7 protein-coding genes are annotated in these 13,436 nt (G+C 68.9%); 5 read left to right on the top strand and 2 right to left on the bottom strand.

The annotated features are described in order from the left end of the window. The first annotated feature begins 25 nt into the window (after positions 1–25). From ENSA7_RS04530 to ENSA7_RS04515, 4 genes are all read left to right on the top strand, one after another. Positions 26–913: an ion transporter gene (locus tag ENSA7_RS04530; protein WP_181233138.1), complete on the top strand. Its 888-nt coding sequence runs from the start codon at positions 26–28 to the stop codon at positions 911–913. 2 nt (positions 914–915) lie between these two features. Further along, complete coding sequence (locus ENSA7_RS04525) at positions 916–2,757, top strand: sacsin N-terminal ATP-binding-like domain-containing protein (RefSeq protein ID WP_106087959.1); 1,842 nt, start codon at positions 916–918, stop codon at positions 2,755–2,757. Further along, positions 2,757–6,596, top strand: a complete 3,840-nt coding sequence (locus tag ENSA7_RS04520) for a hypothetical protein (protein WP_106087958.1) — start codon at positions 2,757–2,759, stop codon at positions 6,594–6,596. The genes ENSA7_RS04525 and ENSA7_RS04520 overlap by 1 nt, the downstream gene beginning before the upstream one ends. A 105-nt stretch (positions 6,597–6,701) precedes the next feature. Beyond that, complete coding sequence (locus ENSA7_RS04515) at positions 6,702–8,189, top strand: M23 family metallopeptidase (RefSeq protein ID WP_106087957.1); 1,488 nt, start codon at positions 6,702–6,704, stop codon at positions 8,187–8,189. 38 nt (positions 8,190–8,227) lie between these two features. Here the strand turns inward: ENSA7_RS04515 and ENSA7_RS04510 are convergent, their stop codons facing one another. Further along, positions 8,228–8,551, bottom strand: coding sequence for a hypothetical protein (locus tag ENSA7_RS04510; protein WP_106087956.1), 324 nt, complete (start codon positions 8,549–8,551; stop codon positions 8,228–8,230). 134 nt (positions 8,552–8,685) lie between these two features. After that, the gene (locus tag ENSA7_RS04505; RefSeq protein WP_106087955.1) at positions 8,686–10,314 is read right to left on the bottom strand and encodes a type IV pilus twitching motility protein PilT; all 1,629 of its coding nucleotides are present in this window, start codon (positions 10,312–10,314) and stop codon (positions 8,686–8,688) included. A gap of 737 nt (positions 10,315–11,051) precedes the next feature. Between ENSA7_RS04505 and ENSA7_RS04500 the strand changes: the two genes are divergently transcribed. Further along, positions 11,052–13,154: a S8 family serine peptidase gene (locus ENSA7_RS04500; protein ID WP_181233136.1), complete on the top strand. Its 2,103-nt coding sequence runs from the start codon at positions 11,052–11,054 to the stop codon at positions 13,152–13,154. Positions 13,155–13,436 lie beyond the last annotated feature (282 nt).

The raw sequence follows: 13,436 nt of genomic DNA, 5'->3' as shown, positions 1-13,436 counted from the left end.
CGAGAACCCCTGTACAATCCCGCGCGTGCGCTTCTTCGATCCCGAGAGCCGACCCAAGGACGGCTGGCGTGCGCGGGTTTACTCGGTCGTGTTCGAGACCGACACGCCCGCGGGGCTGCTGTTCGACGTGTTGCTGCTGATCGCGATCCTGATCAGCATCACGGTGATCAGCCTCGAGACAGTGACCTTCTTCGAGGCCCGCAACCGCTCGGCGCTGCGCGTGATCGAGTGGATCCTGACCGGCCTGTTCACGATCGAGTACATCGTGCGGCTGGTCATCGTCCGCGAGCCCAAGCGCTACATCTTCTCGTTCATGGGTCTGGTCGACCTGCTCTCGCTGCTGCCAACCTACCTGAGCGTGTTCTTTAGCGACACGCAGGCGCTGCAGATCATCCGCGCGCTGCGGCTGCTGCGGGTGTTTCGGATCTTCCAGATCGGCAAGCTGCAGTCCGAGGGCGGGAGCCTGATGCGCGCGCTCATGATGTCGCGCTACAAGATCGCGGTGTTCCTGGGCACCGTGCTGATCATCGTGGTGATCCAGGGGGCCCTGCTCTACTACCTCGAGCACGGGGTCAACGAGGGCTTCAGCAGCATCCCGCGCTCGGTGTATTGGGCGATCGTCACCCTGACCACCGTCGGCTATGGCGACATCTCGCCGGTCACGGTGGGCGGGCAGTTCATCGCGTCGCTGCTGATGTTGTTCGGCTATGGGATCATCGCGGTCCCAACCGGCATCGTCGGCGCCGAGGTTGCGATCAACGAGTTCAACGCTCGAATTGATGCGCGCCTGTCCGAGCGGGTGGTCATCCACGAGCACAACGAGGACTGCTGCGCGGGCTCGATCCCGGCGTCCTCGATCATCGAGGGGCCGCCCCACGCGGGGGCCACGACCCGCTCGGAGCGGAAGGGTTGAGCATGGACGTCACCAGTCAGGCGGTCGAGAACCTCGTCACGCAGTTCTCGTCCGCCCTCGATTTCTATCGTGAGCTGGTCCAGAACAGCATCGACGCGGGCAGCGGCGCGATCGAGATCTGGCTGGACTTCCTGCCCGACGAGGCCGGCGGCACGGGCGGCGTGATCGAGATCCACGTCGACGACGCTGGCGAGGGCATGAACGAGGCGGTGATCGACGAGCAGCTGACCACGCTGTTCTCGTCCAGCAAGGAGCACGACCAGACCAAGATCGGCAAGTTCGGGATCGGCTTCGTCTCGGTGTTCGCGCTCAACCCCAAGGGCGTGCTGGTCCAGACCGGTCGCGGCGGCGAGTACTGGGAGGTGTTCTTCGACGCGGATCGCAGCTACTTCAAGTCGCGGCTGCAGACCCCGGTCGAGGGCACGCAGATCACCTTGTTCATCGAGGGCGACCGGGCCCGCTACACCGAGCTGGTCGCGCGCAGCCTCACGACGATCGACCACTGGTGCCGCCACAGCGAGGCCGAGATCAACTTTGAAGATCGGGCCTCGGTCGGGGGCGAGTCCGTGCAGATCAACAAGCCGTTCGCGGTCAGCGGCGAGTGCCTGACCGCGGTCGAGCGCGAGGGCGCGCACATGGTGCTGGCCTACTCGGCGAGCCCAGTCTGGGGCTTCTACAACAAGGGGCTCGCGCTCGCGGTCGTCAGCGGCAAGACCGACATGGTCCCGCCCGCGCTCGCCCACGTCGCGTTTCGGATCAAGTCGCGCTACCTCGAGCACACGCTCTCGCGCGAGACGGTGATGCGTGACGAGAACTACGACAAGGCGATGGCGTGGCTGGTCGCGGCCGCCAGCGGGCCCCTGCGCGCGCGCCTGTTCGAGGAGATCGGCGCGCTGGTGGCCGCGAGCACGGCGGGCCGGCGGTGGACGGCGAGCGAGCGCACGCGCTACTTCGAGCTGATGGGCTACCTCGCGCTCGACGGCCCCGACGCGCTCGAGGGCCGCGGAGGCCTGCCGATCTTCCTGGGCCTCGACGGCCGCGCCTACTCGATCAATCAGCTGTGCGCGCGGGCGGCCGCCGATGGTCGCGTGTACGTCGAGTGCGAGGCCTCGTCCCTGGTCGAGCAGCTGATCGCCCAGGGCACACCCGTGATCCTGGTCGAGAGCCTGAGCGGGCGCGGTCGCGTCGCGGGCGGCACGCTCGATCCGGTCAGCCGGGTGCTGGCCAACGGGCTCGCCCGCGAGTTCTTCACCAGCAGGGTGCTGACGCGCATGCTCGACAAGCTGCGAGGTGAGCCGGGCCCGGGGCCGTGGGCTCAGGCGGCCGAGATGATCACCCGCCCCGTCGACGTGCTGGTTGGCGTCGAGCTCGTCACGGATCAACCCGCGGCCGCAGCCCTGGTCGCGCGGGCCTGGACGATCCTCGCGCGCGGGCTGGGTCCGGCGCCCGGGTTGCTGTCGCGCGCGGTCACCCGGCTTCGCGGGCTCGAGCAGCGGATCAGCTATGGCGCGCTGGTGCCCGCGCGCTTGCAGGGCCGTCCAGGTACGAGCCTGCCGCTGTTCGTGGTCGCCCACGAGATCGCGCCGTTGATGGCGATCCCCACCGAGGACCGCATGCTCAATCATCGAACCGAGCGGCCGGAGGCGGCCGTCAACTGCGAGCACAGCCAGTTCCGCGCGCTGCTTCGGCTCGCGGGTCAAGGCCACGACAGCGGCGACGCGCAGGACATGCACGACATCGCCGCCTACTGTCTGGCCAAGGCGCTGCTGCTCGACGCCGACCGCGGGCTCTCGCTCGATCCGCTATTGATCGGCGCCGCGCTCGAGACCCGGAGCGCGAGCTGATGGCGTCGATCGATCAGGTCATCGCGCGCGCGCGCCAGGGCGACGTCGGGTTCTCCGAGCGCAAGCAATTCAAGCTCGCCCGCCGCCGCGCGATCGAGAAGCTGCGCCGCTTCGCCCTGGCCGATCCCTACTTTTACGTGCTCGAGCTGGTCCAGGCCGCGGTCGCGGGTGGGGCCGACTATGTCGACATCTCGTGCAGCGACGACGACGTGCTGATCTCGTGGACCGGCGGCTCGCTGCGGTCCGACGAGCTCGCCCAGCTGTTCGACTTCTTGTTTGCCTCGAAGGAGCGGCTCGATCTCGCCTACGTGCGATCGCTGGCCCTGGGCGTCAACGCCTTGATGCTGTTCGAGCCCGAGCAGGTGGTGATCGAGTCCGGCGACGGGACCGAGCACGGGACCACGCGCATGGTCGTGCGTGGCGGCGCGGATCAGGTCGAGGTCGGCACCGCGCAGGGCAGCTTCGAGGGCACCTACGTGCGCGCGACCAAGCTTCGGCGGGACAAGGTCGGCAAGTCGACCGGCCGCGTCGGCGGTGAGCACGGCTCGCTCGAGTACGCGACCGTCGAGTCGCGCTGCCTCGCGGCTCCGGTCCCGCTGGTGTTCAACGGCCAGCCCCTGTTTGGTTGGGCCCGCCAGCGGGTGCCCAACCTGTTCGGCTACAAGAAGGTCAGCAGCATCGACGAGGGCGACCTCTACGGCACGATCGGCCTCAACCCGAGCGGCGGTGAGCCAGGCTTTCAGATCCTCACCCACGGGGTCTGGGTCCAGAGCTACCAGTACGATCTGATCAAGGGTCAGCGCCTGGGCGGGATCATCTGCTTCGATCGCCTGCACAAGACCGTCGATCACTCGGGCTTCGTCCGCGATGATCGCTTCGAAGAGATGTGGCTGCGGCTGCGCCCCTACGCCGAGGCGCTGGTCGGTGGCCGGGTCAGCTCGGCGCACGCGAAGATCACCAGCGCCGAGGGCCTCGCCTACACGCCGAACGAGCTGCGCGAGCTGCTGCGCAAGCAACCGCGGGTGGTGATCGCGGCGCCAGAGTCATTTCTCGGGGACGACGAAGACGCGCAGCGCGAGCGCAGCCGGCGGGGCAAGAGCATCGCGGGGATGCTCGACGCCCAGCTGCTTCGGGTCCCGCCGACGCAGGTCGACGCCGTGCGGGTGCTCGGCGGGCGCGAGGTGTTGATCTGGCGGCCGAACCTGGACAGCGACGACGAGCAGTTCTTCTACAATGATCCCGAGCTCGCGCCCCCAGCCGCGCCCCATCTGTTGCCGCCGATCGAGCTCGAGCTGCCCAGCCTCGACGCGCTCGTCGAGCAGCTCAGCGAGGCCATCCACGGCCCGGCACAGCGGGCCAAGCTCGACGCCCAGCTGCGCACCGAAGGCTTCGAGGGCACCGACGAGCGCGCGGCCGAGCTGCGAGAGCGCCTCGTCGAGCCGCTGCGGAGCATGATCGGCGAGACCGGGAGTCTCCGCGCAACGCTCTACAGCCCTGGAGATCCAGGCGCGGCCGCCCGCGGGTTGTTGGTGCGTGTCACCGCGAGCGGGCGGCTGCTCGACCAGACCCTGTTCGCGTCGGCGTACCCCGGGCGGATCGTCCACGTCGATCTGCCGACCGGGCAGGTCTCGACTCTGCGCGCGCAGCAGGTGTCCGCACGGATCGCCGAGCTGACCGCCGCGCTGGCCCTGCCGCGGCTGCGCGAGCAAGATCAGCGCGCGCTCGCGGGGCTCGGCGTCGGCAAGATCGAGCCCGGCAGCGCGGCCGCCCAGCTGGCCTTGCAGGTGCTCTCGCGGGTCACGGTGACCCGGCTGCGCGCCGCTCGACCGGGCCGCCTGGCGCCGGGTCTGAGCTTCTCGTTGGCCGGCTCGTCCGCTGGGTTCGATCCGTTCTCGCTCCCGCTGCTGCGTACCGTCAGCGGTCGGGCGCTCAGCCTGCGGGAGCTCGCGCTGCTCAGCGACGAGACCGCTGGACTGGTCTACGCCACGATCCCCGAGGTCAGCCCAGATCTCGACGGCCTCGACCTCGATCGGATCCTGGCGCTCGACGCCGGGAGCGAGCGCACATTGATCGGCATGCTCGGCGAGGCCGGCTACGTGCGGGTCGACGCCCGCGACGTGCTGACCGAGCACCAGGGCGTGCGCGTCCGCGACATGGCGCTGGGCCTGCGCAGCTATCCAGAGTTTGCGCTGCCGATCGAAGGCCACCTCGACCAGCTGCACGACCTCGATCAACCCGCTCAGGCCAAGCTGCTGCGGACCCTGCTCGAGGGCTTGCAGCGACGCATGCTCGGCCAGTCTGACGAAGCCGGCGCCGACCCCCTCGAGCTCGAAGAGCATCGCCGTCAGGCCGTGCGGCAGCTGCAGCGCTACGTCTGCCAGGCGCTCGCGCGCAGCGAGCTCGAGCTGCTCGAGGCGCTGGGCCTGCTCGACTTCCCGCTGTTCTTGGATCTCGACGGTGAAGTCTGGGGTCTGCGCCAGGTCCACGCCGCGCTGCGATCGCCCGAAGGGGTGCTGGTCCACTACGCGCACGTGCTCGGCGCGGCCGAGCTCGGCGCGCTGACCGACGCCGCCGTCACCGGTCGGGCGTCGCCGGCTGGCCGTCCGAGCTCGCTCGCGGTCTCGGCGTTCAGCTATCGGTTGTTGGTCCCGCTGGGTCGCGTGCGCCTGGCCTTCGATTTTGATCTCGACGACGTCGAGGCGGCTGGCAACCCGCTTACTGGCGGCGTGGCGTTTCTGGTCCGCGAGTCGTTCGAGCGCGGCTGGGGCACGGGCGTGCTCGGGATTCCGGCCGGGCGGCTGGCGGAGTGTCGGATCCAGCTGCGCGCGCGCGGGCGTGGCTCGGTCGCCGCGCTCGACGAGCTCGCGCACTCGTACGGGGTCGTTGGCTCGATCCAGATCGACGATCAAAGCTGGGACGCCAGCACCCCGGAGCTGGTCCACGCCGAGATCGCCGAGTGGGCCGCCGCGCTGCTCGAGCGCCTGATCGCCGAGCTGCCGGGGCTCGCCGATGACCCCAAGCGCTACGAGGCCGGCCTGCGCGTGCTGCTGCGCCACGCGGGCGAGCAGCTCACCTTGATCGCGGGGCCGGTCGGCCTGTCCGCCAGCGTGGGCACTGCGCTCGCGCAGCGGATCCTGGGCCTGCCCATGTTCGACACCGGCCGGGCCACGCTGGTGTCGGGGCACCAGATCATCGAGCTGTTTCGCCGCTACTTCGAGCAGCACCACGCCGCCGGGCGCGACATCCCGCGGCTCGACTGGTCGCGGGTGCTCGCCGCTGGCGGGGCCGCCCATGACCAGCTGCATGCCTGGCTGAACGCGCACCTGCAGCCTGCGCGGGTCGTGATGCCTGCGTCGTCCAGCCACGCCCACCCGGCCGCCGTCAGCGACGGCGCCGTCGGCCCCGTGCGCGCCAGCTGGGACCCCGCCGAGCGACTGCCGAGCGACGTGCTCGCCTGGAACCTCGAGCACTGGCTGGACCAGCTGCGGCCCGATCCGCGGACGGCCGACTCGCGCCCGCGGGCGCCCACGCGGGTGTGGGTCTCCCCCGACGAGCTCGCTGACGGCGGGCCAACCGGCATGATCGAGGGCGCCGACAGCCGGCTGGATCTCTACGCCGACCACCCGCTCGTCGTGCGCGTGTTGCTGGCGCCGACGCCGATCAATTTCGCGTGGCTGATGTTGGCGGTCTACGCTCACCTGAACTGGGCGAGCGGGGTGATCACCAATGATCACGAGTCGCGGTTTCAGTTGATCTTGGGTGACGCGCTCGCGTGTGGGCGGCTGCGGGTGCTCACGCCTGCGCGTGGGGAGCTGTTCAACACGGCCGGCCGGGCCTGACCCTGCGCGGCCGTCCAGGTGTGTACAGGGCGATTTCTTGCGCACCAGCGCCTCGCTCTGATAGCGCCGAAGACGGTGTCCAAGCAGCGTCCATCACGGCGGCCCGTGTCCCGCTCCGGTGCCTTCAAGCGCGCTGGTGCCGGGCAAAAGCCCCGCGCCAAGCCCAAGCGCGGCGGCGGCAAGCCGGCGAGCAAGCCGGCGCGGCGCTCCAACGCCAACCGCCGCGTCGATCCGACCAAGCGCGAGGGCAAGGGGCGCAAGCCTCGCTACCCCAAGGAGTTCAAGGCCCGCAACCGCACGATCTTGCTGCTGCTGGTGCTCGCGTTCATCAACGCGTGGATCTTCGTGTGGCGCGACGAGGGCGGGCTCGACTCGTTCGATGCCAAGGCCGCCGTGATCGGTGGCGCCGACTCAGGCTCCGGCTTCGCGGCCCCGCTCGAGGCTGCGTGTGGGGGTGACCCCGTCCAGATCTTCGCCAACCTCGATGATCGCCTGCGGCTCGACACCAAGCTGACCGAGGGTCGAACGCTGCGACTCGCGCTGCTCGAGCTCGGCCTCAATCCCAAGGACGTCGACGAGGTCGAGGCCGAGGTTCGCCGGACCATGGACCTGGGCATGTTGACCGGCAGCGGCGCGCCCGTGCGGATCGCAGGTGATCGAGACGGCGGGCTGCAGGCCCTGGAGATCGAGGTCTCCGAGGGGCACCTGATCCAGGCGTGCCGGACCCCAACCGGGTTGGACGTCCGCAACATCCAGCACCCGCTGCGCGTGGACGTGGCCGTGATCGCCCTCGAGCTGCCCGACAACGGAAACCTGCTCGAGGCGGTGATCGAGGCCGAGCAGACCACCGACCTCGCGCGGATGATCGCCGACACCCTGGCCAGCGACGTCGACTTCACCGCCGACTCCCGGCCGGGGGACCAGCTGCAGGTGCTGGTCGAGAAGCGCTACCTCGGTCGGAATTTTCACCGCTACGGCAAGCTGCTGGCGATTCGCTACGTCGGTCACGCCGGGCGGCTCGGCTTTTATCGGTACAAGCCCAAGGGCGGCGACGAGGGGTTCTTCGACTACGAAGGCAAGCCCATGCGCCGCGAGCTGCTGCGGACGCCCTTTGCTTGGCACCCCAGTGATCCGGATGCTCGCGCCACGATGGCGCCTGCGATTGAATTCATCGACGGGCGAATGGGTGCGGTGTATCGCCGGCCGCTCGGGGTGCCGGTGGTGGCGGTGGCGGATGGGGTGCTGCGCGAGGTTGGGCTGGCCGGGGATGATGGGCTGAGCGTCGAGCTCGAGCTGGCCGATGGTCGGCGGGTTCGCTACGCGAACTTGATGCGGACGATCGGGGACCGTGCGCCGGGCGACAGCGTGACGCAGGGCGAGGTGCTGGCGCTGGTCGGGCAGACCGGGAAGACGCCCGTGCCGCGGTTGCGGGTGGAGTTGATCGATCGCGCGGGGGAGCGGCTGGATCCGAACGTGCTCGGTGAGCGCGGGCGGCCCGAGCGGGTCGGGGAGCCGATTCCGGGGGATCAGATCGAGCGGTTTGAGCAGGACATTCAGAGCTGGCGCCGAGCGATGCGCAAGGCGGCTGAGTAGGACCCGCTGGCGCATCGGGCCGTCGATCGGCGCGTGCCTCAGCCGTCCGGGTACTCCGCCAGCTCGGGCCAGTCATACATGGCCTGGCAGCGATCCTCGAACGCGGTGATCAGCACCTTGCGCAACGTCGCGCGCACGCCCTCGTCCACGTCGGGCGCGTCGGGCTGGCCGGCGAGGGCCTTGGCCGCTTCGTCGAGGTCGCGGTCCACGACCTTGCGGGCTGCGGCCTCGACCTGGTCCCAGGTCGGCTTGACGCCGGTCGTGCTGCAGTGGTCGTTGAAGAAGTCCAGAGCGGCGTCGACCGCAAACGCTGTCTGGACCCACTCGCGGTGACCGTCGTCGAAATCGTCGTAGCTGGGCATGGGTGCTCCCGATCGTGCGCAGTGTCGAAGCTGCGTCCACCGGCTGCTCAGCCGGGCCGTGGTGCGTGTCTTGTTGTACGCCGAGCCGATCTCGAACACCACCGCGGGCTCCAGCAGCTCGCCGCCCTACCGCGCTATCGCTGCCGCAGATACTCGTCGAGCAGGCGCGGATCGTGGACGTAGGCACGGGCGACCTCGTCGGTCACCTTTCGGTCACGCAGCAATCGAGCGACCGTCAGCTCGAGCGGGACCATGCCCTCCGCCCGTCCTTTTTGGATCTCGCTGCGCAGCTGATGGCCCCGGTGCTCGCGGATCTTGGCCGCGACCGGCACGTTCACCCGCATCAGCTCGTAGGCGGCGACCCGTGGTGCTCGCACGCCGGGCAGCAACATCTGGGTCATCACGGCGCGCAGGGAGCTGGCCAGCTGCTCGCGGACCTGACGTTGCTGGTGCTCGGGGAACACGTCCACGATGCGGTTGACGGCCGATCCAGCGTCGCCGCAGTGCAAGGTCGAGAGCACCAAGTGCCCGGTCTCGGCAGCCGTGAGCGCCGCGCTGATCGTCTCGCGGTCGCGCATCTCGCCGACCAAGATGATGTCTGGTGACTCGCGCAGCGCCGCTCGCAGGCCCGCCCCGAAGCTGTCGACGTGGACCCCGAGCTCACGCTGGTGGATCAGCGCCCGGCCGCGCGGATACACGTACTCGATCGGATCTTCGATGGTGATGATATGCCGCGAGCTGGTTCGGTTGAGCCGCTCGAGCAACGCGACGAGGGTGGTTGATTTGCCCGAGCCGGCCTGGCCGGTCATCAGCACCAGGCCGGTGCGGAATTTGGTCAGCGAGTCGAGTTCCTCGTCCAGGCCGAGGCTGTGCAGCGTGGGCGGGGTCTGGCGGATCGGCCGAAAGGCGGCCGACAAGCCCGTGTACTGGCGAAATAGATTGACGCGAAAGCGGGCGGCCTGGGGCCCAGATCCGACGATTACGGCAAAGTCGACGCTGCCAGTGCGCGCGAGCTCGGGCTCGAGGCGCGGCCACATTGGCGCGAAGTAGTGGGCGAGGTTGTCCACGTCGATGCCGGTGTCGGGGAGCTCGATCAGATCCTGACCAATGCGCACGTGGGCGCCGACGCCCGGCGAGATGAACAGGTCCGACGCACCTTGCAGCACGGCCCGCTCGAGCAAGCTGTCGAGCGCGGGGTCGGTGATCGTGGTGGGCGCGGCGTCGCTCAGGCGGGATGTGGGCGCGACGACCGAGACCACGCTCGCCGCCGGCGCAGACGCCTGGGCCGCCGCCCCGGGCAGGCCTGGCGCCGGGGTGCTCACGGCGACGGGGGCGGCCGGCGTGGCCGCTGGCTTGACCGTGGCCTTGGCCATGCGAAACAGCATGCGGACACTCGCGCCCAGGCCACGGATCGAGACCGTGAACTCGACGTCGGAGCGGGTGCGGTGCTTGGTCTCGAGCTCGCCAGTCTCTTTCAACCGGGCCCGGTCGAGCTCGCTGGTGACCTCGTCGATGATGTCCTCGATCATTTGCAGGTCGAGGCCCGGCATCGACAGCGGCATCGGCTGTCCGGCCCGCGAGATCACCGGGGGCTTGCCGGGCTCGAGGATCAACGCGTCGGCGCGCTGCTGCGGGAGAAAGTCGAGGAGCGCATCGACGAGCACGTCGTCCAGCATCGCAGGGCGCGCGGCCCGGCGCCAGTCAGATGTGGTGACCATGCAGGTGTTGTCGCACGCGAGCATCTGCGCGACGTGGTTGGGCACTGTCGTCCGCGGGCGTGAGCTGGGAGGCGGGGCTTCCGCGGAAGCCTGCGGGGAGGCTTCCGCGGAAGCCTGTGGGAAGCCCCCGCGGAAGCCTGGCCGGCCTTCGCCGACTGGCCTTCCACACCAGCGCGGCCTCCTCGGGGTGTCACCTGCATCTCGATGCGGACCATCCCGCCGAGCGTCGGCGACGGCTATCAGGATATCTCTACACTGTACTTACTCAGCTGTTCGGAGCAATGCAATTGTGTGACTTCCGAGTGTGTCTTTAGGGTCGGCTTCGATTCATTGCCGCGGATAGCAACGCCACTTTGACCTCGCGGCCGACTCACCCGGCCGGCCGGCTTGTCGGCGAGACAGCCGATCACCGTGACCAGCCGAAGGAGGACATGATGCCGATTGTCCATGTCACCTATGCCGTAGACTAATCACGAGGTCGGCAGCCCAAGATGGCTGCGTTGGTCCCGACTGAAGATACGGTTGCTTCTCAGGGCGAAAATTAAATATGCAGATTTAATCGCCGGCCGACTTGAGTCGCTCGGGCCGGTCGTGGTAGGTGCCTCATGCGCGCCATCGCGCTGCCGTCGATCCGGAACCCGCTCATGGGGTGGCTGGCCGGCTGTTGGGGGCGACCCAAGCCATTGACGGCGTGGCGGTGACGCGATCAGGACCCTTGGTAGAAAGCGAGTCACACGATGTTGAATCAACCCAAAAAATCATCACTCTTTGTTCTCGCCACGTTGGCAGCATTAGCGATTCCTGCGGTCGGATGTGAGAGCTCAGGAGGCGACGACGACCTCGATGGTGCGGTCGGCGAGTCGCTCGAGCAGGACCTGAGCGCGGAGCTCGATGGCCCAAGCAGCACGGGGGACAACAACGGCGATCCGGGCTCCGGCGCGGCGGTCGAGTCCTACGGTGAGGGGGTCATGGATCTCGGTGAGGGCATGGTCGCGTTCACCCCCGAGCTGCGGATCAACGACAACCCCGAGCTCGACCCCGATCTGGTCGACCGGCCCCGCGGTCAGCACAGCCGGACCGCGCCCGAGCGCGATGCGGCCCAGGCCCGGATCAACACCGACGCGGTCCTGGCCGCGGCCGATCAACGCGGTGCGGACATGATCTACTTCATGGTCAACCTGCCCGAGCCCGGCTTCGACTTCACCAGGCTCGCGGTCGATGACGACGACGAGCGTCGGGCTCGGGCGCTGGCCGAGCGCAAGGCTCAGCTCGAGCCCGGCCAGAAGCTCGCTACCAAGCAGATCGAGGGACTGGGAGCCAGGGTCGTCGGTACCTATTGGGTGGTCAACTCGATCGGTGTCGAAGCGCGCGGCGACCAGGTCGCGGAGATCCTCGCGCTCGCCGAGGTCGAGTCTCTGAGCCTCGCGGAGATCGACGTGACCCCCGGGGCCAAGTACGACGGTACCGACACCCGAACCGCGGTTCGGTCCGAGGCCATGAACAGCCTCGGCTATGAGGGCAGCTTCAACGGCCGCACCAACTCGCCCAACTCCAACATCAAGGTCGGGGTCTACGACGTCGATCCGCTCAACGCCAACCACGTCGGCTGGCTCGACTGGGCCGGCGGGCCCTCACGGGTCGCGGCCAAGAAGCTGTGTTCGGGCTCGAGCTGCGTGGCCTCGACCACTGCGGCGACCGGCTCGTCCAACCATGGCACCCGGGTTGCGTCGGTCGCGGTTGGCAGCATCGATCAGGGACAGGACTCGAACTTTCCCGGGACCGGCACCACGGCGCAGCGCGAGCGCAGCTGGTCGGCCCAGGAAGCCGACCTCTATTACTACTGGGGCGACGCGATCAAGGGGGTCGAGACCGCGATCGCCGATGGGGTCGACGTGCTCAACATGTCGGTGGCGCTGTCGTGCAGCGGCCCCGGCAACTTCGTCTGCTCGCCGACCTACGACTGCGGCAACCTCAACAACATCCTTCGCAACGGCCTCGATGCCGGGATGTTGACCCTGGCCTGCGCCGGCAACGGAAGCCAGGGGGGGACCGGCAGCTGCGATCTGTGGTGGCCCGGGTACCGACCCGAGACCATCGCCGTCAACGCCCTCAACACCAGTAACGACGCCGTCGCCTACCACGACACGGTGTTCACCTCCTACGCGACCACCGGGCCGATCCCGATCGTCTCCGAGGGCGGAGCCTCGAGCACCACGCCCGGGGTCGACCTTCTGGCCCCCGGCGAGGTCCGCTACGCCTACGGCAACGCGACCAACACCTACTTCGACATGAACGGCTGCTCCAACGCGACCCCGGTCGCGACGGGGGCGCTCGCCGTGCTCCGCGAGGCCTTCAAGGACCTCGGCTGGCTCGGCAACGACGCCCGCGCGTTGATGGTCAACGCCTTCGTCCTGGCCGACGCATCCGATGGAACCGCCAACGGTGAGTCCAACACCAGGGTCCATGAGAGCGCCGGCTTCGGCCGGCTCCACGGGCACATTCCCTCGTCCAGCGACCTGACCGGGCCGTGGGGTTGGGGCTGGCGCGCCGTCCGGATCTACGACGGCCAGGAGCTGAGCTACTCGGTCTGGGACGCGGGCCCCGAGAGCCCCAGCGTGACCGAGTGGAAGATGGCTCTGACCTGGGACGCGCCGGACCTCCAGGACGTGCCCGACATCGTGGTCAAGGTCGTCGACACCTGCGCGGGCGGGGTGACCGTGGCCCAGGACTACAGCTATGCCCTGCGCAAGCGCCTGCACCTGAACAACAGCCAGATCGCCAACAAGTGCCTCGAGATGCGGGTCCGGGCCTGGGACGTGCCGCCCGAGGGCACCGTGGTCTACATGGCCGACTACTTCCACGGCGGTAGCACGACGATCCACTGATCCCCGTTCGGGCGTCGGGCCCGAGTCGTCGATCACGAACGCCGGGGGCCGAGCGCCCCCGGCTGCTTGCGTTCACGGCTGGGTCGAGAAATTCTGCGAGGGCCAGCACGAACCTCGGCTCAACCGGACATCCACGGGCATGACGAAACCACATATTCGCGCCGTGCTCGTGCTTTGCTGTGTGTCCATTGCGGCCGTCTCGTGCACGGCTGACCCAGCAGCGGGGGACGCACTGACCTACGTCGGTGACAATACGAGCGGCGACGGGGATGGGGATGGGGA

Origin of the sequence: Enhygromyxa salina (assembly GCF_002994635.1) — a bacterium.
GTDB lineage: Bacteria > Myxococcota_A > Polyangia > Nannocystales > Nannocystaceae > Plesiocystis > Plesiocystis salina_B.
This window is presented reverse-complemented; position numbering and strand designations above follow the sequence as displayed.

Bases quoted from the DNA above. Each gene is read 5' to 3' on its own strand.
- ENSA7_RS04510 (WP_106087956.1), bottom strand. From the start codon at position 8,551: ATGCCCAGCTACGACGATTTCGACGACGGTCACCGCGAGTGGGTCCAG.
- ENSA7_RS04525 (WP_106087959.1), top strand. From the start codon at position 916: ATGGACGTCACCAGTCAGGCGGTCGAGAACCTCGTCACGCAGTTCTCG.
- ENSA7_RS04520 (WP_106087958.1), top strand. From the start codon at position 2,757: ATGGCGTCGATCGATCAGGTCATCGCGCGCGCGCGCCAGGGCGACGTC.